At 71.2% G+C, this 21,178-nt stretch carries 19 protein-coding genes; 18 read left to right on the top strand and 1 reads right to left on the bottom strand.

The window, feature by feature from the left end:
- The first annotated feature begins 99 nt into the window (after nucleotides 1–99).
- The 7 genes from rpsA (at nucleotide 100) to M3148_RS03360 (ending at nucleotide 7,693) form a co-directional block, all read left to right on the top strand.
- A complete protein-coding gene (gene rpsA, locus M3148_RS03390; RefSeq protein ID WP_251303231.1) occupies nucleotides 100–1,608 on the top strand; it encodes a 30S ribosomal protein S1 in 1,509 nt (502 codons plus the stop codon).
- Nucleotides 1,609–1,678: 70 nt separating this feature from the next.
- Entirely contained in the window at nucleotides 1,679–2,293 is a 615-nt protein-coding gene (locus M3148_RS03385) for a pyroglutamyl-peptidase I family protein (protein WP_251303230.1), read from the top strand.
- A 1-nt stretch (nucleotide 2,294) separates the two neighbouring features.
- The gene (gene coaE, locus M3148_RS03380) at nucleotides 2,295–2,918 is read left to right on the top strand and encodes a dephospho-CoA kinase (protein WP_251303229.1); all 624 of its coding nucleotides are present in this window, start codon (nucleotides 2,295–2,297) and stop codon (nucleotides 2,916–2,918) included.
- A 21-nt stretch (nucleotides 2,919–2,939) separates the two neighbouring features.
- Entirely contained in the window at nucleotides 2,940–3,293 is a 354-nt protein-coding gene (locus M3148_RS03375; protein WP_251303228.1) for a PadR family transcriptional regulator, read from the top strand.
- A complete protein-coding gene (locus tag M3148_RS03370; protein ID WP_251303227.1) occupies nucleotides 3,286–4,329 on the top strand; it encodes a hypothetical protein in 1,044 nt (347 codons plus the stop codon). Before M3148_RS03375 ends, M3148_RS03370 begins: the two co-directional genes overlap by 8 nt.
- 62 nt (nucleotides 4,330–4,391) lie before the next feature.
- Nucleotides 4,392–6,485, top strand: coding sequence for an excinuclease ABC subunit UvrB (uvrB, locus tag M3148_RS03365; protein WP_251303226.1), 2,094 nt, complete (start codon nucleotides 4,392–4,394; stop codon nucleotides 6,483–6,485).
- Between the two features lie 203 nt (nucleotides 6,486–6,688).
- Nucleotides 6,689–7,693 carry a TerC family protein gene (locus M3148_RS03360; RefSeq protein WP_251303225.1) on the top strand — a complete coding sequence of 335 codons (1,005 nt, stop codon included), beginning with the start codon at nucleotides 6,689–6,691 and terminating at the stop codon, nucleotides 7,691–7,693.
- Nucleotides 7,694–7,742: 49 nt separating this feature from the next.
- Here the strand turns inward: M3148_RS03360 and M3148_RS03355 are convergent, their stop codons facing one another.
- Nucleotides 7,743–8,384 carry an MBL fold metallo-hydrolase gene (locus M3148_RS03355; protein ID WP_251303224.1) on the bottom strand — a complete coding sequence of 214 codons (642 nt, stop codon included), beginning with the start codon at nucleotides 8,382–8,384 and terminating at the stop codon, nucleotides 7,743–7,745.
- 84 nt (nucleotides 8,385–8,468) lie between these two features.
- Here M3148_RS03355 and uvrA point away from each other — a divergent pair, with 84 nt between their 5' ends.
- From uvrA to M3148_RS03300, 11 genes are all read left to right on the top strand, one after another.
- The gene (gene uvrA, locus M3148_RS03350) at nucleotides 8,469–11,309 is read left to right on the top strand and encodes an excinuclease ABC subunit UvrA (RefSeq protein ID WP_251303223.1); all 2,841 of its coding nucleotides are present in this window, start codon (nucleotides 8,469–8,471) and stop codon (nucleotides 11,307–11,309) included.
- A 47-nt stretch (nucleotides 11,310–11,356) separates the two neighbouring features.
- Nucleotides 11,357–11,842, top strand: a complete 486-nt coding sequence (locus M3148_RS03345; protein WP_251303222.1) for an OsmC family protein — start codon at nucleotides 11,357–11,359, stop codon at nucleotides 11,840–11,842.
- Nucleotides 11,843–11,847: 5 nt separating this feature from the next.
- Nucleotides 11,848–14,031, top strand: a complete 2,184-nt coding sequence (gene uvrC, locus M3148_RS03340) for an excinuclease ABC subunit UvrC (RefSeq protein ID WP_251303221.1) — start codon at nucleotides 11,848–11,850, stop codon at nucleotides 14,029–14,031.
- Nucleotides 14,032–14,035: 4 nt separating this feature from the next.
- A complete protein-coding gene (gene rapZ, locus M3148_RS03335) occupies nucleotides 14,036–15,004 on the top strand; it encodes an RNase adapter RapZ (RefSeq protein ID WP_251303220.1) in 969 nt (322 codons plus the stop codon).
- The gene (locus M3148_RS03330; RefSeq protein WP_251303219.1) at nucleotides 15,001–15,999 is read left to right on the top strand and encodes a gluconeogenesis factor YvcK family protein; all 999 of its coding nucleotides are present in this window, start codon (nucleotides 15,001–15,003) and stop codon (nucleotides 15,997–15,999) included. Before rapZ ends, M3148_RS03330 begins: the two co-directional genes overlap by 4 nt.
- 91 nt (nucleotides 16,000–16,090) lie before the next feature.
- Nucleotides 16,091–17,071 (top strand): DNA-binding protein WhiA, encoded by a 981-nt coding sequence (gene whiA / locus M3148_RS03325; RefSeq protein ID WP_251303218.1) that lies wholly within the window; start codon nucleotides 16,091–16,093, stop codon nucleotides 17,069–17,071.
- Nucleotides 17,072–17,296: 225 nt separating this feature from the next.
- Nucleotides 17,297–18,304: a type I glyceraldehyde-3-phosphate dehydrogenase gene (gene gap / locus M3148_RS03320; RefSeq protein ID WP_251303217.1), complete on the top strand. Its 1,008-nt coding sequence runs from the start codon at nucleotides 17,297–17,299 to the stop codon at nucleotides 18,302–18,304.
- A gap of 96 nt (nucleotides 18,305–18,400) precedes the next feature.
- Complete coding sequence (locus tag M3148_RS03315) at nucleotides 18,401–19,591, top strand: phosphoglycerate kinase (protein WP_251303216.1); 1,191 nt, start codon at nucleotides 18,401–18,403, stop codon at nucleotides 19,589–19,591.
- Between the two features lie 4 nt (nucleotides 19,592–19,595).
- Entirely contained in the window at nucleotides 19,596–20,381 is a 786-nt protein-coding gene (gene tpiA / locus M3148_RS03310) for a triose-phosphate isomerase (RefSeq protein ID WP_251303215.1), read from the top strand.
- A gap of 152 nt (nucleotides 20,382–20,533) precedes the next feature.
- Nucleotides 20,534–20,776: a preprotein translocase subunit SecG gene (secG, locus tag M3148_RS03305; protein ID WP_110851082.1), complete on the top strand. Its 243-nt coding sequence runs from the start codon at nucleotides 20,534–20,536 to the stop codon at nucleotides 20,774–20,776.
- 15 nt (nucleotides 20,777–20,791) lie between these two features.
- Nucleotides 20,792–21,145 carry an RNA polymerase-binding protein RbpA gene (locus M3148_RS03300; RefSeq protein WP_251303214.1) on the top strand — a complete coding sequence of 118 codons (354 nt, stop codon included), beginning with the start codon at nucleotides 20,792–20,794 and terminating at the stop codon, nucleotides 21,143–21,145.
- Nucleotides 21,146–21,178: the final 33 nt, after the last annotated feature.

Here is a 21,178-nt window from a genome sequence, read left to right as displayed (position 1 = left end):
GTGGACGGAGCTCCGCTGGGCGTGTGGTGGGTCGCGCGGTGTGCGAGCCGACAACCCATATCCGCACTATTCCCTGTCCGCATCGGAGTCCGTAACTCAATGACCATCACTACGCCCACTCAGCCGACTGCCCCGCAGGTCGCGATCAACGACATCGGGTCGGCCGAGGAGCTCCTCGCCGCTATCGACGAGACCATCAAGTACTTCAACGATGGAGACATCGTCGAGGGCACCGTCGTCAAGGTCGACCGGGACGAGGTTCTCCTCGACATCGGTTACAAGACCGAGGGCGTCATCCTCTCCCGCGAGCTGTCGATCAAGCACGACGTCGACCCCGACGAGGTCGTCTCCGTCGGTGACCAGATCGAGGCGCTCGTCCTCCAGAAGGAGGACAAGGAGGGCCGGCTTCTCCTGTCCAAGAAGCGCGCGCAGTACGAGCGGGCCTGGGGCACGATCGAGAAGGTCAAGGAGGAGGACGGCGTCGTCACCGGCACCGTCATCGAGGTCGTCAAGGGTGGCCTCATCCTCGACATCGGCCTGCGTGGCTTCCTTCCCGCCTCGCTCGTCGAGATGCGCCGCGTGCGCGACCTGCAGCCCTACGTGGGCAAGGAGCTCGAGGCCAAGATCATCGAGCTCGACAAGAACCGCAACAACGTCGTGCTCTCGCGTCGTGCGTGGCTCGAGCAGACCCAGTCCGAGGTCCGCTCCACCTTCCTGCAGACCCTGCAGAAGGGCCAGGTCCGCCAGGGCGTCGTGTCCTCGATCGTCAACTTCGGTGCGTTCGTCGACCTCGGCGGCGTCGACGGTCTCGTCCACGTCTCCGAGCTGTCCTGGAAGCACATCGACCACCCGAGCGAGATCGTCGAGGTCGGCCAGGAGGTCACCGTCGAGGTCCTCGACGTCGACATGGACCGCGAGCGTGTCTCCCTGTCGCTGAAGGCGACGCAGGAGGACCCGTGGCAGGCCTTCGCCCGCACCCACGCGATCGGGCAGGTCGTCCCCGGAAAGGTCACCAAGCTCGTCCCCTTCGGCGCCTTCGTGCGTGTCGAGGACGGCATCGAGGGCCTCGTCCACATCTCCGAGCTGGCCGTGCGCCACGTCGAGGTGCCCGAGCAGGTCGCGAAGGTCGGTGACGAGGTCTTCGTCAAGGTCATCGACATCGACCTCGAGCGTCGTCGGATCTCGCTGTCCCTCAAGCAGGCCAACGAGGGCGTCGACCCGAGCAGCGACGACTTCGACCCGTCGCTCTACGGCATGGCCGCGGAGTACGACGAGCAGGGGAACTACAAGTACCCCGAGGGCTTCGACCCGGAGACCAATGAGTGGCTCGAGGGCTACGACACCCAGCGCGAGGCCTGGGAGGCGCAGTACGCCGAGGCCCACTCCCGCTGGGAGGCCCACAAGCAGCAGGTTGCCGCTGCGATGGAGGCCGACGTCGAGGCGTCGACCACCACGAGCTCCAGCTCCACCTCGAGCTCCAGCTCCAGCAGCTCCTCTGCCGGCGCCGGTTCGGCCACGTCCTACACCTCGGCCCCGGTCGAGGCGGCGGGAACGCTGGCCTCTGACGAGGCGCTCGCCGCGCTTCGTGAGAAGCTCACCGGGAACTGACCCGAGCAACCAGCGGCCCGTCACCCGAGAGGGTGGCGGGCCGCTGGCCTGTTGTCGTTAGGCTCGGCCGGTGCCTACCGTCCTCGTCACCGGCTTCGGCCCCTTCTCCGACCACGCGGACAACCCCTCCGCCCTCGCGGTCGACGCCCTCGCCCGCGAGTGGTCGCCACCCGACGACGTCACGGTCGTCACCGAGACCCTGCCGGTCTCCTTCGCCCGCGCCACCGAGCGCGTCGCGGCCCTCGTCGTGGAGCACCGGCCCGCCGTCGTCCTCGGCGTCGGGCTCGCAGCGGGGCGGGACAGGATCTCCCTGGAGCGCGTGGCCCTCAACCTCCTCGACGCCCGCATCCCCGACGTCGACGGCGCCCAGCCGGTCGACGTCCCCGTCCTGCCGGGGGAGCCGCTGGCCCGCCTCACGACGCTCCCCGTCAAGGCGGCCCTCGCGGCCGTGCGGGCCGCCGGGCTGCCCGCCGAGCTGTCCCTCTCCGCCGGCACCTACGTGTGCAACGCCGTCATGTACGCCGCCCTGGCGGCCGTGCCCGACGGCGTGTCCGCCGGCTTCGTCCACGTGCCCGCCGCCGACGTCGTGCCCGTCGCCGACGTCGTCACCGCCCTGGGCCTCGTGCTCGACACCGTGCTCGCCGACCCGGTGGACGTCGTCGTCCCCGGCGGCCGGGAGGACTGAGGTGCTCCGTCTCGGCCTCACCGGAGGCATCGGTGCCGGCAAGTCGACGGTGGCCCGCGAGCTCGAGCGGCTCGGGGCCGTCGTCGTCGACGCCGACGCGATCGCCCGCGAGGTCGTCGCGATCGGCACCCCGGGGCTGGCGGCGGTCGTGGCCGAGTTCGGGGAGGAGGTCCTCACCGCGGGCGGTGCCCTGGACCGGGCGGCGCTCGGTCGGATGGTCTTCGCCGACCCGGCCGCGCGCGCCCGTCTCGAGGAGATCACCCACCCGCTCATCGCCGCGGAGACGGCACGCCGGGTGATGGACCTGCCGCGGGGAGCCGTCGTCGTGCACGACGTTCCGCTCATCGTCGAGCGCGGCCTCGCCGACCGCTACGACCTCGTCGCCGTCGTCGGTGCCGACGAGGAGGTGCGCCTCGAGCGGCTCGTCCGCGACCGGGCCATGTCGCGCGAGGACGCGCTCGCCCGGATCCGCGCCCAGGCCACCGATGCCGAACGGCGCGCGGTCGCCGACGTGTGGCTCGACAACTCCGGCAGCGCCGAGGAGCTGCTCACGCAGGTGCGCCGGCTGTGGGAGGAGCGGCTCCGGCCGAGGCGCGACGGCGATAGGTCTTGCAGGCATATCTAGGTACGTGCTGTACTTAGAAACGTGACCGACGCATCCGAGCCTCGCTGGCCCACACCGTGGGTGCGCGCCGCGCTCCCGACGGCGGTGCTCGCCTCGCTCGAGGACGGTGCCCTGCACGGCTACGCGATCGCCCAGCGCCTCGCCGCCGGTGGCCTCGGCCGTCCGCGCGGCGGCTCGCTCTACCCGCTGCTGAGCGCGCTCGAGGCGGACGGGGCGGTCACGGCCTCCTGGGACCAGGGGGAGAGCGGCCCCGGCCGCCGCACCTACGCCTTGACCACCACGGGCGCCGAGCGCCTCCAGCACGAGCGCCGTGCGTGGACCGCTCTCGCCGACGCCCTCGGAAGCCCGCACCACCCGGAGGAGCACCATGGCTGACACCCTGCTCGACCTGGCCGATGGCTTCGGCGCCGCCCGCGGTGTCGCCGCCGACGCCGAGTGGGCGCGTGTCGCCGCCGCCCGCTTCGTCCTGGAGGACGTGCGCCTCGAGCTCGCCCGGCGCGCGCTCGGCGATGCGCACCGGCAGGTCGCCGAGTCCGGTGAGTCCCCCGTGGAGCTCTACGGCGACCCCGTGGCGTGGGTTCGCACCCAGCGTGAGGACTGGCGGGCGGAGGGGGAGACCTTCACCGAGCCACCACGGCAGACCCCGGTGCGCGAGCTCGTCATCGCGTCCCTCGTCGGTGCAGCGGTCGTCACCGTGTTCCTCCTCGTCGCCAGGCTTCTTCAGCGGGAGTGGCGCGAGTCCTACACGTGGCCCCTCCTTCTGGCACCGCTCCTGCTCGCGACGACGGGACAGGTGGTGCGCGGCGTCCACGAGCGCGTGCTGCGCGCCCGGTCGCAGCGCGCGGCGCTGCTCGCCGCCACCGCTGCCGTCCTCGCGCTCGCCGCGGCCCTCGCCGCCTTCTTCCTCGGCACCAGTGAGGCGGTCGTCATCGAGGTGAGCAACCTGTGGCTGGTCCTGTCCGCCGCGGCGTACGCCGCCCTCGCTGCCCTCGTGGGCAGCCTGTGGCCGGAGCGCGCGGTCGCTCCGGTGGCGGCGGACACGGACGACGACGCCTGGCTCGCCGGGCTCGCGGCAGCGCTGCGACAGCGCGGTGACATGACCGACCGCCGGGTCGCCCAAGTCCTGGCGGAGACTCGGTCCCACGCCGCCGAGGCAGGGACCCCGCTGGCTGAGGAGTTCGGCCCGACCGCCGAGTACGCCGGGCGGTTCCCGGCCGACGAGCCGGTCGTCGAGCGCAGGCGGGCCTGGTTCTACACGGTGCTGTCGGCGTTCCCGGCGGCGCTGCTCGTGAGCGACGTCCTCGAGGAGGGCTGGCGGTGGGGCTCACCGCACCTGTCCGCGCTGCTCTGGCTGCTGCTCGCCGGCGGGCTCGCACTCTCCGCCTGGCGACGCGTGCTGCGCTCCCGCTGAGCGGCGTCCGCCCCTCGCGAAGTCGCCCCGCCGATGTCGGTGGCCCGACGTACCGTAATGCCATGCGTCCCGTCACCGACCTCCAGCGATCCGTCGCGCCGATCGAGGTCGTCTCGGAGTACACACCCTCCGGCGACCAGCCCACCGCCATCGCCGAGCTCACCGAACGTCTGAAGGCGGGGGAGAAGGACATCGTCCTCCTCGGTGCCACCGGCACCGGCAAGTCCGCGACGACTGCGTGGCTCGTCGAGCAGGTCCAGCGCCCCACCCTCGTCATGGCGCCGAACAAGACACTCGCAGCGCAGCTGGCCACCGAGTTCCGCGAGCTGCTGCCCAACAACGCCGTCGAGTACTTCGTCTCCTACTACGACTACTACCAGCCCGAGGCGTACGTCCCGAGCACGGACACCTTCATCGAGAAGGACTCCTCGATCAACGACGAGGTCGAGCGCCTGCGCCACTCGGCGACCAACAACCTCCTCACCCGCCGTGACGTCGTCGTCGTCGCCTCCGTCTCGTGCATCTACGGCCTGGGTACGCCCCAGGAGTACGTCGACCGGATGGTCCAGCTCAAGGTCGGCGACACCATGGAGCGCGACGACCTCCTGCGCCGCTTCGTCCAGATGCAGTACACCCGCAACGACCTCGCCTTCACGCGCGGCACCTTCCGGGTCCGGGGGGACACGATCGAGATCATCCCGGTGTACGAGGAGCTCGCGATCCGCATCGAGATGTTCGGTGACGAGATCGACGCGCTCTACACCCTGCACCCGCTCACCGGGGAGGTCGTGCGGCGCGAGGAGTCGATCCACCTGTTCCCGGCCAGCCACTACGTCGCGGGCCCGGAGCGCATGGAGCGCGCCATCGCGACCATCGAGCAGGAGCTCGCCGAGCGGCTGGAGGAGCTCGAGTCCCAGAACAAGCTCCTCGAGGCGCAGCGGCTGCGCATGCGCACCACCTACGACATCGAGATGATGCGCCAGATCGGGACGTGCTCGGGAATCGAGAACTACTCCCGGCACATCGACGGCCGTGGCCCGGGCACCGCGCCGCACACGCTCCTCGACTACTTCCCGGAGGACTTCCTCCTCGTCATCGACGAGTCGCACGTGACGGTCCCGCAGATCGGGGCCATGTACGAGGGCGACATGTCCCGCAAGCGCACGCTCGTCGAGCACGGCTTCAGGCTGCCCAGCGCCATGGACAACCGGCCGCTGCGGTGGGAGGAGTTCCTCGAGCGGATCGGCCAGACCGTCTACCTGTCCGCGACGCCGGGCAGCTACGAGCTGTCCCAGTCCGACGGCGTCGTCGAGCAGATCATCCGGCCCACCGGCCTCGTCGACCCGCAGGTCGTCGTCAAGCCCACCCAGGGGCAGATCGACGACCTCCTCGGGGAGATCCGCGCGCGCACGGAGCGCGACGAGCGCGTCCTCGTGACGACGCTGACGAAGAAGATGGCCGAGGACCTCACCGACTACCTCCTCGAGCGGGGCGTCAAGGTGCAGTACCTCCACTCCGAGGTGGACACCCTGCGCCGCGTGGAGCTGCTGCGCGAGCTGCGCCTGGGCGTCGTCGACGTCCTTGTCGGCATCAACCTCCTGCGCGAGGGCTTGGACCTGCCCGAGGTCTCCTTGGTCGCGATCCTCGACGCCGACAAGCAGGGCTTCCTCCGCTCCGCGACCTCCCTCATCCAGACGATCGGCCGCGCGGCCCGCAACGTCTCCGGCGAGGTCCACATGTACGCGGACTCGATCACCGCCGCGATGGCCGAGGCCATCGAGGAGACCACCCGGCGCCGCGAGAAGCAGGTCGCCTACAACGAGGAGCACGGGATCGACCCGACCCCGCTCCGCAAGCGGATCGCCGACGTCACCGACATGCTCGCGCGGGAGTCGATCGACACCGCCGAGCTCCTCGAGGGCGGTTACCGCAAGGCGGGCAAGGGCCCCAGCACCAAGGAGAGGCAGGTGACCGGCTCCGCCCTGCGCGACCGCCTGGGCACCGCCGCCGCAAGCGACCTCGCCGACCTCATCCATCAGCTCGACCAGCAGATGCGCGGCGCGGCCGAGGAGCTCCAGTTCGAGCTCGCGGCCCGGCTGCGGGACGAGATCGGCGACCTCAAGAAGGAGCTGCGCCAGATGCAGGCGGCTCAGTGACGCCGCTCACCGGGCGACTGCGTGCCCGGGTGCCCGACTTGTCGTAGGGTCGTGCGGCGGAGGGGAGTATTCCCCAACGGTGGTGTCGTCATCACAGCGGGTCCATGCCCGCTCGGTGCCACCGGCGCACAACGTCGGACCCACCGGCGGTCCGTGCGCGGAAGAGACCTCCGGTACCTCGACACCTACGTACCGGAGGCACTGTGGACGTCCACGCCATCGCCTGGATCGCCCTCTTCGCGGTCATCGTCACGATGATCACCGTCGACATCGTCGGCCACGTCAAGACTCCCCACGCACCGACGCTGCGCGAGGCGGCCTGGTGGTCGGTCGCCTACGTCGCGATGGCGCTCGTCTTCGGCGTGATCGTCTGGATGATCTGGGGCTCGACGTACGGCGGGGAGTACTTCGCCGGCTACATCACCGAGAAGAGCCTGTCGGTCGACAACCTCTTCGTCTTCGTCATCATTATCGCGGCGTTCCGGGTCCCCCGGAACTATCAGCAGGAGGTCCTGCTCGCCGGCATCGTCATCGCGATCGTGCTGCGCGGTGTGTTCATCGCGCTCGGCTCCGCGGCGATCGACAACTTTTCCTGGGTCTTCTACCTCTTCGGCGCCTTCCTCGTGTGGACGGCGATCTCCCAGGCGCGGCAGGGCGTGGAGACGGTGTCCGAGGACGAGGAGTACCAGGAGAACGGCTTCGTCCGCCTCGTGCGCCGCTTCGTCCCGGTCACCGAGGACTATGTCGGAGGCAAGCTCGTCACCAAGGTCGACGGCAAGCGGATGATCACCCCGATGCTCCTCGCGATCCTCGCGATCGGCAGCGCCGACATCCTCTTCGCGGTCGACTCCATCCCCGCCATCTTCGGCCTCACCCAGGAGCCCTACCTCGTCTTCGCGGCGAACGCCTTCTCGCTCCTCGGCCTGCGCCAGCTGTACTTCCTCATCGACGGGCTCCTCGAGAAGCTCGTCTACCTCCACTACGGCCTGGCGGCGATCCTCGGCTTCATCGGGATCAAGCTCGTCATCCACGCCCTGCACACCAACGAGCTGGGCTTCGTCAACGGCGGCGAGGAGTGGCACGGCCTGCCCGAGCCGGGCATCGCCGTCTCGCTCCTGTGGATCCTCGGCGTCCTCACGGTGACGGTGCTCGCGAGCATCGCCAAGAACAAGAAGACCGCCCGCGAGGCCGACCAGGTCGACCGCTGACGCGCGCCGACGGCCCGGCCGCCCCTCGGGGGCGTGCCGGGCCGTCGTGCTACCAGCCGCGCCTGCGCCACTTGGCCAGCTGCGGCCGTTCCGTCCCCAGCGTGGTCGGCAGCCCATGGCCCGGCCACACGACGGTGTCGTCGGGGTAGACGGCGAAGAGCCGCTCCTCGACGTCGTCGAGCAGGCTGGTGAAGTCGGCGGGGCTCGTCGTCCTGCCCACGCCACCGGGGAAGAGACTGTCGCCGGTGACGAGGTGCACGCGCCCGGGGTGCGGCGCGTCGTCGGGCTCGGTGAGGGCGAGGGCCACCGACCCGGGCGTGTGGCCGCGCAGGGCGATGACGTCGAGCACCAGGTCGCCGGCGGCGTCGACGGTGAGCTGGTCACCGTGGGACAGGAGCACGTCCACCGGGACCGGCAGGTCCGGTGCGTCCGGGGCGCCCGCCGCGGTCCGCGCACCCGTCGCCGCGACGACGGCGGGCAGCGCACGGTGGTGGTCCCAGTGGCCGTGGGTGGTGACGACGTTCCGCAGCGGGCCGTCGCCGAGCATCGCGAGGATCGCCTCCGCGTCGTCGGCGGCGTCGACGAGCAGCTGCTCGCCGGTCCGCGCGGTGAGGAGGTAGACGTTGTTGTCCATGGCGGAGACGGCCAGCCGCTCCAGGCTGGCACCGCCCAGCGGGGTCAGGTCGGTCATGACCCGATCCTGCCAGCCGCAACACGCCCGTGACGTCGAACACATGTACAGGCGCCCGAGCGGCAGGGCTCGTATCATCGCCGAGTGAGTGATCAGCTTCTCGTCCGTGGTGCGCGCGAGCACAACCTCCGCAACGTCGACCTCGAGCTTCCTCGCGACAGCATCGTCGTGTTCACCGGGCTCTCCGGCTCCGGCAAGTCCTCCCTCGCCTTCGACACGATCTTTGCCGAGGGCCAGCGCCGCTACGTCGAGTCGCTGTCCTCCTACGCGCGGCAGTTCCTCGGGCAGATGGACAAGCCCGACGTCGACTTCATCGAGGGCCTGAGCCCCGCCGTCGCCATCGACCAGAAGTCGACGAGCCGCAACCCGCGCTCCACCGTCGGCACGATCACCGAGATCTACGACTACCTGCGCCTCCTCTACGCGCGCGCCGGCACCCAGTACTGCCCGGTGTGCGGTGAGCGGGTGACCGCGCAGACGCCGCAGCAGATCGTCGACCGCCTCCAGGAGATGCCCGAGGGCACCCGCTTCCAGATCCTCGCGCCCGTCGTGCGCGGCCGGAAGGGCGAGTACCTCGAGCTCTTCCGTGAGCTCCAGTCCACCGGCTTCTCCCGCGCACGCGTGGACGGGGCCGTCGTCTCCCTCGCGGAGCCGCCCACGCTGGAGAAGAAGCTCAAGCACGACATCGACGTCGTCGTCGACCGTCTCGTCGTGCGCGAGTCCATGCGCCAGCGCCTCACGGACTCCGTGGAGACCGCCCTGCGCCTGGCGGAGGGTCTGCTCGTCGTCGAGCTCGTCGACCTTCCCGAGGACGACCCCGAGCGGGAGCGCCGCTTCTCCGAGAAGCGGGCCTGCCCCAACGACCACCCCCTGTCGCTGGAGGAGATCGAGCCGCGGACCTTCTCCTTCAACGCGCCCTACGGCGCGTGCCCGGAGTGCTCCGGCATCGGCTCCAAGCTGGAGGTCGACCCCGAGCTCATCGTCCCCGACGAGGAGCTCACCCTCGCCGACGGCGCCGTCCAGCCGTGGGCCCGCGCGTCCTCGGAGTACTTCGTGCGCCTGCTCCGCGCGCTCGGTGAGGAGCTCGGCTTCTCCGTCGACGTCCCGTGGCGCAGCCTTCCCGCCCGCGCCAAGGAGGCGGTGCTCCACGGCAAGGACCACGAGGTCCACGTGCGGTACCGCAACCGCTGGGGCCGGGAGCGCGCCTACTCGACCGGCTTCGAGGGCGCCGTCACCTACGTCGAGCGCAAGCACGCCGAGACCGAGTCCGACTCCTCCAGGGAGCGCTACGAGGGCTACATGCGCGAGGTGGCGTGCTCGGTCTGCAAGGGCGCGCGCCTCAAGCCCGAGGTCCTCGCCGTCAAGCTGGGCGGCCTGTCCATCGCCGACCTGTGCGCGATGCCCATCGAGGACATCGCCCCCTTCCTCGACACCCTCGACCTCGGCGCCCGCGAGCGGGCCATCGCCGGCCAGGTGCTCAAGGAGATCTACGCGCGCCTCGGCTTCCTCGTCGACGTCGGCCTCACCTACCTCACCCTCGCGCGCCCGGCCGGCACCCTGTCCGGCGGGGAGGCGCAGCGCATCCGCCTCGCCACCCAGATCGGTTCGGGCCTCGTCGGCGTTCTCTACGTCCTCGACGAGCCGAGCATCGGGCTGCACCAGCGCGACAACCGCCGGCTCATCGACACCCTCGTGCGGCTGCGCGACCTCGGCAACACCCTCATCGTCGTCGAGCACGACGAGGACACGATCCGGGTCGCCGACTGGATCGTCGACATCGGCCCGGGCGCGGGGGAGCAGGGCGGCCACATCGTCCACTCCGGCCACCTGCCCGAGCTGCTGACGAACGAGGAGTCGCTCACCGGCGCCTACCTCTCCGGCCGGCGCTCCATCCCGATGCCCGCCGTCCGCCGTCCGATCGACAAGGGCCGTAAGGTGCGCGTCGTCGGTGCGCGGGAGAACAACCTCCAGAACGTCACGGTCGACTTCCCCCTCGGGGTGCTCGTCGCCGTCACCGGGGTGTCCGGCTCGGGCAAGTCCAGCCTCGTCAACGGCATCCTCTACACGGTGATGGCGAACGAGCTCAACCGGGCCCGCCGCGTCCCCGGCCGCCACACCCGCGTCACCGGCCTCGAGCACCTCGACAAGGTCGTCCATGTCGACCAGAGCCCGATCGGCCGCACGCCACGCTCCAACCCCGCCACCTACACCGGCGTGTGGGACCACGTGCGCAAGCTCTTCGCCGAGACCCCGGAGGCCAAGGTTCGCGGCTACGGGCCCGGGCGCTTCTCCTTCAACGTCAAGGGCGGGCGTTGCGAGGCGTGCAAGGGGGACGGCACGCTGAAGATCGAGATGAACTTCCTCCCGGACGTCTACGTCCCCTGCGAGGTGTGCCACGGCGCGCGGTACAACCGCGAGACCCTCGAGGTGCGCTTCAAGGGCAAGACGGTCGCCGAGGTCCTCGACATGCCGATCTCCGAGGCCGCCGAGTTCTTCTCCGCCTCGCAGAAGATCTCCCGCTACCTCAACACCCTCGTCGACGTCGGCCTCGGCTACGTCCGCCTCGGCCAGAGCGGCACGAGCCTCTCGGGTGGTGAGGCGCAGCGCGTCAAGCTCGCCTCCGAGCTCCAGCGCCGCACGAACGGCCGCAGCGCCTACGTCCTCGACGAGCCGACGACGGGCCTGCACTTCGAGGACATCCGCCGGCTCCTCGAGGTGCTGCAGAACCTCGTCGACAAGGGCAACACCGTCATCGTCATCGAGCACAACCTCGATGTCATCAAGAACGCGGACTGGGTCGTGGACATGGGTCCGGAGGGCGGTTCGGGCGGTGGCACGGTCATCGCCGAGGGCACCCCTGAGCAGGTGGCCAAGGTCGAGGCTTCGCACACCGGCCGCTTCCTCGCGGAAGTCCTGGGCGGCTGAGTGGCAAAGCCGACGTGACGACGGTCACCGCGGGCTAGGGTGGCGCCATGGGCGCACTGCAGACCTACACGGTGACCGTGGACTGGACCGGCGCGGACGACACCGGGACGCGGAGCTACACCTCCTACTCCCGTGACCACGAGGTGCGCGTCGAGGGCAAGCCGACCCTGCTCGCCACCTCCGACCGCAAGGTCGCTGCTGACGTGTCCCGGTACCGCGCCGAGGAGCTCTTCGTCGGCGCGGTCTCCCAGTCCCAGATGCTGTGGTTCCTGCGCACCGCGGCGGCGCAGGGCGTCGTCGTCGTCGGCTACACCGACGTCGCGACGGCGACCGAGCGCATCGAGGGCGCCAACTCCGGACCGTTCTCCGACATCGTCCTGCGCCCGCGGGTCACCTACGCCCTGCCGATCAGCGAGGAGGCGGCCGTGCGCCTCCACGAGGACGCCCGTGTGCAGAACCACATCGCGCGCTCGCTCAGCTGCCCCGTGCGGGTGCAGCCGGCGCCGCCCGCCCGGGAGGCGCACGTAGGCTGAGCGGTATGGCCGACCCGTCCACCTACCGCCCTCGTCCGTCGGAGATCCCGACGTCGCCCGGCGTCTACCGCTTCCGCGACGCTCACGGCCGTGTCATCTACGTCGGCAAGGCGAAGAACCTCCGTTCACGGCTCGGCAGCTACTTCCAGGACATCGCAAACCTCCACCCGCGCACCCGACAGATGGTGACGACGGCCGCCTCGGTGGAGTGGACGGTCGTCGAGACCGAGGTCGCGTCCCTCGCGCTCGAGTACTCCTGGATCAAGGAGTACGACCCCCGCTTCAACATCAAGTACCGCGACGACAAGTCCTACCCCTACCTCGCGGTGACGATGTCCGAGACGGTGCCCCGCGCCACCGTGATGCGCGGCGCCCGCCGCAAGGGCAACCGCTACTTCGGGCCCTACGGCCACGCGTGGGCGATCCGCGAGACCGTCGACCTCATGCTCCGCGTCTTCCCGGTGCGCACCTGCTCCAACGGCGTGTACCGGCGTGCCGAGCGCTCCGGGCGCCCCTGCCTCCTCGGCTACATCGACAAGTGCGCGGCACCCTGCGTCGGGCGGATCTCGGTGGAGGACCACCGCCGCCTCGCCGAGGACTTCTGCGCGTTCATGGGCGGCCAGACCCGCCCCTTCGTGCGCCGCCTTGAGAGCGAGATGAAGGCCGCGGCCGGCGAGCTCGACTTCGAGCGCGCGGCCCGCCTGCGCGACGACCTCGGCGCCCTCAAGCGGGTCGTGGAGAAGAACGAGGTCGTCCTGCCGGACGGCACCGACGCCGACGTCTTCGCGATGGCCTCCGACGAGCTGGAAGCCTCCGTCCAGGTGTTCCACGTCCGGGACGGGCGGGTCCGCGGCCAGCGGGGCTGGGTGGTGGAGAAGGTTGAGGAGGCGACGGACGCCGAGCTCGTCGAGCGGCTCCTCCAGCAGGTCTACGGCGACCTCGGCACCGACGCCGACGACGAGACGGAGTCGTCCCGTACCTCTGCGGTCCCGCGGGAGGTGCTCGTGCCGGTCCTGCCCGCCGACCTGCCCCAGGTGACCGACTGGCTCAGCGGCCTGCGCGGCTCCGCCGTGTCCGTGCGGGTCCCGCAGCGCGGGGACAAGCGCGCCCTCGCCCAGACCGTGAGGCGCAACGCCGAGCACGCCCTCGTGCTCCACAAGACCCGGCGGGCGGGCGACCTCACCACCCGCTCCCAGGCGCTGGCGGACCTTGCCGAGGCCCTCGACCTCGAGGAGGCGCCCCTCCGCATCGAGTGCTACGACATCTCCCACACCCAGGGCACCCACCAGGTGGGCTCCATGGTCGTCTTCGAGGACGGCCTGCCCCGCAAGAACGCCTACCGCCGCTTCGTCGTCCGCGGCGCGGACGGCAGCGGCGCCCGGGACGACACCGAGGCGATCGCCGAGGTGCTCACCCGCCGGTTCCGCCACTACCGCTCCGCCCGCGAGGGCGCGGTCGACGACGACGGCAAGCCGCTCGTCTCCGGCCCGGTCGACCCCGAGACGGGGCGTCCCACCCGCTTCGCCTACCCGCCCAACCTCGTCGTCGTGGACGGCGGGCAGCCGCAGGTGGCGGCGGCGCAGCGGGTCTTCGAGGAGCTCGGCGTCGAGGACGTCGCCCTCGTCGGCCTCGCGAAGCGCCTCGAGGAGGTGTGGCTGCCGGGGGAGGACTTCCCCCTCGTCCTGCCGCGGACCAGCCCCGGGCTCTTCCTCCTCCAGCGGCTGCGCGACGAGGCCCACCGCTTCGCCATCGCGGCGCACCGCGGGCGGCGGAGCAAGGCGATGACCCGCTCGGTCCTCGACGACGTCCCCGGCCTCGGTCCCACCCGCGCCAAGGCGCTGCTCGCCCACTTCGGGTCGGTGGCCGGCCTGCGCAAGGCGACGGCGGAGGAGATCGCCGCCGTCAAGGGCGTCGGTCCGCGCACCGCGCAGGCCGTCGTCGACGCCCTCCGCACGGCGCCCACCGCACCGAGCGGCCCCTCGGCCGAGGAGGTCACCGCTCCCACCGGCGCCACACCGGACGCCGCGGGGGAGGCCGTCACCTCTCCGAGCGACGCTGCCGGGGAGGCCGTCGCGGGCACCACCGGCGCCACGTCCGACGCCGCCGCTGGGCCGGACGCCACCGTCGCTGCCGGGGACGGCCTCGCGGCCGAGGACGCCGACGGCGACCGATCCGGCCTGGCATCCTAGGGAGATGAGCACCTCAGGAGGACAGGGCCCGGCCGAGGGCGACGAGCGCGCACCGCAGACCGTGCCGGAGGGCATCCCGCTGCTCGAGGCGGAGACGCCGCCCCCGGGGGCGGACCGCCGCGAGCTCCTCATCATCACCGGGATGTCCGGGGCCGGCCGCACCCGGGTGGCCAACACGCTCGAGGACATGGACTGGTTCGTCGTCGACAACCTGCCGCCGCGGATGCTTGAGCCGCTCGCCCGGATGATGACCGCCTCCGGGGGAGGGGTGCAGCGCCTGGCGGCCGTCGTCGACGTCCGCAGCGGGGAGTTCTTCGCCGAGCTCCTCAGCATCCTCGACGAGCTGCGTGGCCATGGCTTGGAGTACCGCATCCTGTTCCTCGAGGCGGACGACGCCGAGCTCGTGCGCCGCTATGAGCAGGTCCGCCGCACCCACCCCCTCCAGGGGGACGGCCGCATCCTCGACGGCATCGCCCAGGAGCGCGAGCTGCTCGCCGAGCTGCGCCGCCGCGCCGACTCCATCATCGACACGACGAAGTTCAGCCCCTACGACCTCGCGCGCCACATCCGCCAGCGCGTCGGGGAGGCCGGTGCCCAGCCGGTCCAGATCACCCTCGTGTCCTTTGGCTTCAAGCACGGCCTGCCGCTCGACGCCGACCACGTCGTCGACGTCCGATTCCTCTCCAACCCGTACTGGGTGACCGAGCTGCGGCACCTGTCCGGGAAGGACGAGGCCGTCAACCGGTACGTTCTCGACCAGCCCGGCGCGCGGGAGTTCATCGACCGCTACGTCGACACCCTCGAGCCCGTGATCGCCGGCTACGAGCGTGAGCTGAAGAACAACGTGACGATCGCCGTCGGCTGCACCGGGGGGCGCCACCGGTCGGTGGCCGTCTCGGAGGCGATGGGCGAGGAGCTTCGTGACCGTGGGCTGCAGGTGCGCACCCTCCACCGAGACGTGGGGCGGGAGTGACCGCGGAGCAGTGGCCCTCAGCGGGCGTCCGGGGGCCGCGCGTCGTGGCTCTCGGCGGCGGGCACGGCCTGGCCGCCACCCTCGGGGCGCTGCGCCACGTGTGCAGCGCCCTCACCGCCGTCGTCACCGTCGCCGACGACGGCGGGTCCTCCGGCCGCCTGCGGCACGAGCTCGGTGCGCTGCCCCCCGGCGACCTCCGCATGGCGCTGTCCGCGCTGTGCGACGACTCCGAGTGGGGGCTCACGTGGCGTGACGTCCTCCAGCACCGCTTCAGCTCGTCCGGACCGCTGAACGGGCACGCGCTGGGCAACCTCCTCATCGTCGCGCTGTGGGACCTGCTGGGCGACGAGGTCTCCGGCCTGGACTGGGTGGGCCGACTGCTCGGCGCCCGGGGCCGCGTGCTGCCCATGGCCGCGGTGCCGCTCGACATCGAGGCGCGCGTGCGGATGAACGGCACGGAGCAGGAGCGGGTCGTGCGGGGCCAGTCCCGGGTGGCGGTGACGAGCGGGAACATCAGCTCGGTCCGCCTCATCCCCGAGGAACCTCCCGCCCATCCTGAGGCCGTCCGCGCCGTTCGCGAGGCCGAGTGGGTCGTCCTCGGTCCCGGCTCCTGGTACACCTCGGTCATCCCGCACCTGCTCGTGCCCGAGCTCGCCCGCGCCCTCGCGGAGACCGACGCACGGCGCGCCGTCACGCTCAACCTCTCGGCGCAGGCGGGGGAGACGGAGGGCATGTCGGCGGCCGACCACCTCCACACGCTCGTCGAGCACGCGCCCGACCTGCGGATCGACGTCGTCCTCGCCGACCCTGCCGCCGTCGACGACATCGATGGCCTGCTCGCCGCGGCCCGCGGCCTGGGTGCGCGCGTGCTCCTGCGGCAGGTCCGCGCGGGCGACGGGACGCCCCGCCACGACCCGCTCCGGCTGGCCGCCGCCTACCGCGACGCGTTCGACGACGTGCTGGGCGATGTGGGCGAGGCCACGGGGCCCTCGTGAGGATCGAGCGGCAGACCATGAGAAGGTGCAGGCTGGCCCCCGCGCGGGGGCCGTGGGACGAGGGAGCACGGTGAGCGGGAGAAAGTCGGCCATGTCGTTGACGGCGTCCGTCAAGGACGAGCTGGCCAGGCTGCAGGTGGACAGGATGTCCACGCGCAAGGCCGAGGTCGCAGCCACGCTCCGCTTCGCGGGCGGGCTGCACATCATCTCCGGGCGCATCGTCATCGAGGCCGAGCTCGACCTCGGCGTCGCGGCCCGGCGCCTGCGCCAAGCGATGGCGGAGATCTACGGCCACTCCAGCGACGTCGTCGTCGTCTCCGGCGGCGGCCTCAAGCGCGGCAACCGCTACGTCGTGCGCGTCGTTAAGGACGGGGAGTCCCTGGCCCGCCAGACCGGGCTGCTCGACGGCCGTGGCCGCCCCGTGCGCGGGCTCCCGCCGGGGGTCGTGTCCGGCGGCGTCGGTGAGGCCGTCGCCGCGTGGCGCGGCGCCTTCATCGCCCGGGGCTCGCTCACCGAGCCCGGGCGCTCCTCGGCCCTCGAGATCACCTGCCCCGGCCCGGAGGCCGCGCTCGCGCTCGTGGGCGCGGCTCGCCGGATGGACGTGTCGGCCAAGGCCCGCGAGGTCCGCGGCGTCGACCGCGTCGTCGTCCGCGACGGTGACGACATCTCCGCGCTCCTCGCCCGCATGGGCGCGCACGACGCCGTCCTCACCTGGGAGGAGCGCCGCACCCGGCGCGAGGTGCGCGGCACCGCCAACCGCCTGGCGAACTTCGACGACGCGAACCTGCGCCGCTCGGCGCGCGCCGCCGTCGCGGCCGGCGCCCGCGTGGAGCGCGCCTTCGAGATCCTCGGCGAGGGCGTGCCCGACCACCTGCTCCAGGCCGGTCAGCTACGACTCGCGCACAAGCAGGCGAGCCTCGAGGAGCTCGGCGCCCTCTCCGACCCGCCGCTCACCAAGGATGCGGTCGCCGGCCGGATCCGCAGGCTGCTCGCCATGGCGGACAAGCGCGCCCACGAGCTCGGCGTCGGTGACACCGAGGCGGTCCTCACCCCGGACATGTACGACCTCTGAGCCGCGGAGTGACCCGTGTCACGGCCGCAGGACGGGGTTCGCCGAGAGCGGACAGATCGGTCGTGTCCACGTCGGACCTACGTCCCTGCGACCCCTTTTGTCCCGGTGTAGGTTTGTAGGTGCTGGTGGCCCAGCCTTGATGGCGGGCCCCCCACGGCGCCCCACGGGCGCTACTTCGACAGTCGACTTGTGTGTGCGCCGAGCGGCGCACTAGAGGAGGACATAGTGACCATCCGCGTCGGTATCAACGGCTTCGGCCGCATCGGCCGTAGCTTTTTCCGCGCCGCCCTCAAGAGCGGTTCGGACCTCGAGATCGTGGGCGTCAACGACCTCACCGACAACAAGACCCTCGCCCACCTCCTCAAGTACGACTCGATCATGGGCGTGCTCGACGAGGAGGTCTCCTACGACGAGGAGTCCATCACCGTCGGTGGCAGGAAGATCCACGTCTCCGCGGAGAAGGACCCGGCCCAGCTCCCATGGGGCGAGCTCGGTGCCGACATCGTCATCGAGTCCACCGGCCGCTTCGTGGCCCGTGACGCCGCCAAGGCGCACCTCGACGCCGGAGCCAAGAAGGTCATCATCTCCGCGCCCGGCAAGGACGTGGACGCCACCTTCGTCATGGGTGTCAACCACACCGACTACGACGCCGAGCAGCACCACATCTTCTCCAACGCCTCCTGCACGACCAACTGCCTCGCCCCGATGGCCAAGGTCCTGCACGAGAACTTCGGCATCGTCCGTGGCCTCATGACCACGATCCACGCCTACACGGCTGACCAGAACCTTCAGGACGGCCCGCACAAGGACCTGCGTCGCGCCCGCGCCGCGGCTCTCAACATGGTGCCGACCACGACAGGTGCGGCCAAGGCCGTCTCCCTCGTGCTCCCCGAGCTCAAGGGCAAGCTGGACGGTTACGCCATGCGCGTGCCGGTCCCGACCGGCTCCGCCACCGACCTCACCTTCACGGTCGAGAAGGAGGTGACGGTCGAGGAGGTCAACGCCGCGATGAAGGCCGCCGCCGAGACCCCCGAGCTCCAGGGCATCCTCAAGTACACCGAGGACCCGATCGTCTCCTCCGACATCGTCGGTGACCCGCACACCTCGATCTTCGACGCCGGCCTCACCAAGGTGATCGGCGACCAGGTCAAGGTGCTCAGCTGGTACGACAACGAGTTCGGCTACTCCAGCTCGCTGGTCAAGCTCGCCAGCTACGTGGGCGCGCGTCTCTGAGGCGTCGCCTCCACCCAGCAGTGAACACGGACGCCCGCGTGCCGCCGAACGCGGCACGCGGGCGTCCGTGCGTCCGCACCCGACTCTAGGAGAGCCATGAAGACCATCGACACCCTGGGCGACCTGCGCGGCAAGCGCGTCCTCGTCCGCTCCGACTTCAACGTCCCGCTCGACGGCACGACCATCACCGACGACGGCCGCATCCGCGCCGCCCTGCCGACCCTCACCGCCCTGCTCGACGCCGGCGCGAAGGTCATCGTCACCGCTCACCTCGGCCGCCCCAAGGGCGCGCCGGAGCCCAAGTACTCCCTCGCGCCCGTCGCGAAGCGCCTCGGCGAGCTGCTCGGCCGCGAGGTCCTCCTCGCCGAGGACACCGTCGGTGAGGACGCCAAGGCCAAGGCCCAGTACCTCGAGGAGGGCCAGGTCCTCCTCCTGGAGAACATCCGCTTCGACGCGCGCGAGACGTCCAAGGACGAGGCCGAGCGTGGCGCCCTGGCCGACGAGCTCGCGCTCCTCGCCGACTTCTTCGTCTCCGACGGCTTCGGTGTCGTGCACCGCAAGCAGGCGAGCGTCTACGACGTCGCCCAGCGTCTGCCGCACGCGGCCGGGCAGCTCGTCTTCAAGGAGATCGATTCCCTGAGCAGGGCGACCGGTGACCCGGAGCGGCCCTACGTCGTCGTCCTCGGTGGCTCGAAGGTGTCCGACAAGCTTGGCGTCATCGGCAACCTCCTCACCAAGGCCGACCGCCTCCTCATCGGCGGCGGCATGGTCTTCACCTTCCTCGCGGCCAAGGGCTACGACGTCGGCACCTCCCTCCTCGAGGAGGACCAGGTCGAGACGGTCAAGGGCTACCTGCGCGACGCGGAGGCCAACGGCGTCGAGATCGTCCTGCCCACCGACATCGTCGTGGCGCCGGAGTTCAAGGCCGACGCACCCGCCACCGTCGTCCCGGCCGACGCCATCCCCGCCGACCAGATGGGCCTGGACATCGGCCCCGACTCCGGCCGCCTCTTCGCCGAGAAGATTGCCGACGCGAAGACGATCGTGTGGAACGGCCCGATGGGCGTCTTCGAGTTCGACGCCTTCTCCGCCGGCACCAAGGCCGTCGCCCAGGCGATGCAGGATGCCGCCGGCTTCACCATCGTCGGGGGCGGCGACTCCGCCGCCGCGGTCCGCGTCCTCGGCTTCGACGAGGACAAGTTCGACCACATCTCCACCGGTGGCGGCGCGAGCCTCGAGTACCTCGAGGGCAAGGTCCTTCCCGGCGTCGCGGTTCTGGAAGACTGAGCCCATGACGAACCGCACCCCGCTGATGGCGGGCAACTGGAAGATGAACCTCGACCACCACGAGGCCACGCACCTCGTGCAGAAGCTCGCCTGGGAGCTCAAGGACAAGGACCACGACTACTCGGCCGTCGAGGTCGTCGTCGTGCCGCCGTTCACCGACCTCCGCTCCGTGCAGACCCTCGTGGACGGCGACAAGCTCGAGGTCCGCTACGGTGCGCAGGACGTCTCGGCACACGACAAGGGCGCCTACACCGGTGAGATCTCCGCCGCGATGCTCGCCAAGCTCGGCGTCAGCTACGCCGTCGTCGGGCACTCCGAGCGGCGCCAGTTCCACGCCGAGGACGACGCCCTCGTCGGCGCGAAGGCCAAGGCCGCCCTGGCCCACGGCATTTGCCCGATCATCTGCGTCGGGGAGGGGCTGGACGTCCGCCAGGCGGGCGACCAGGTCTCCTACACCCTCGCGCAGGTCGACGGCGCCTACGCCGGGCTCGACGCGGAGGCCGCCGCGAAGACGGTCATCGCCTACGAGCCCGTGTGGGCCATCGGCACCGGCGAGGTCGCCACCCCGGAGGACGCGCAGGAAGTCTGCGGCGCGATCCGGGGCCGCCTCGCCGAGCTGTACAGCCAGGAGGTCGCCGACTCCGTCCGCGTCCTGTACGGCGGCTCGGTGAAGTCCGGGAACGTCGCCTCGATCATGACCAAGGAGGACGTCGACGGCGCCCTCGTCGGAGGCGCCAGCCTCCAGGCCGAGGAGTTCGCGGCGATCGTCCGCTACCAGCAGCACGCCTGACACGCCCCGCCACGGCCCCCGGACGCGACCTGCGACCGGGGGCCGTGGCGTGTCCCGGCCAAGTTGGTCCACGACGAGGCCGTCATCACTTATCCTGGTCGGGTTGCGGCTGCGCCGCCGCCCGCCCGTTCACCGAAAGGAGCCTCCGGCTCGTGGATGCCCTCCGGATCGTTCTCGAGGTGCTGCTGGTCCTCACCAGCATCTTCCTCATCCTGTCCATCCTCATGCACAAGGGGAAGGGTGGTGGCCTCTCGGACATGTTCGGTGGCGGGATCAGCTCCTCGATCGGCTCCTCCGGGGTCGCCGAGCGGAACCTCAACCGCATCACCATCGGCATCTCCCTCCTGTGGGGGACGGCGATCGTCCTCCTCGGCCTCATGCAGCGTTTCGTCTGAGCGGGGAGAACCACCATGGCTGGAGGAAGTGCGATCCGCGGGTCCCGCGTCGGTGCAGGCCCCATGGGCGAGGCCGAGCGCGGCGAGGCCGCCCCTCGCGTCCGGGTGACCTACTGGTGCGCCAAGGGGCACGAGACGAGCCCGAGCTTCGCCACGGAGCCGGAGATCGTCGTGCCCGAGACCTGGGACTGCCCGCGCTGCGGGCTGCCCGCCGGCCAGGACCGTGAGGCCCCGCCGGAGCCCCCGCGCAACGAGCCGTACAAGACGCGCCTCGCGTACGTGAAGGAGCGTCGCACGGACGCCGACGGTGAGGCCCTCCTCGAGGAAGCCCTCACCGCCCTCCGCGCCCGCCGCGGCACGACGCGTTAGCAGCACCAGCACCTCATACGCCGACAGCCGGAT

This window comes from Georgenia satyanarayanai, from assembly GCF_023715365.1.
GTDB lineage: Bacteria > Actinomycetota > Actinomycetes > Actinomycetales > Actinomycetaceae > Oceanitalea > Oceanitalea satyanarayanai_B.
Note: the sequence above shows the minus strand (reverse complement) of the source record. Positions and strands in the feature narration are given on the sequence as shown.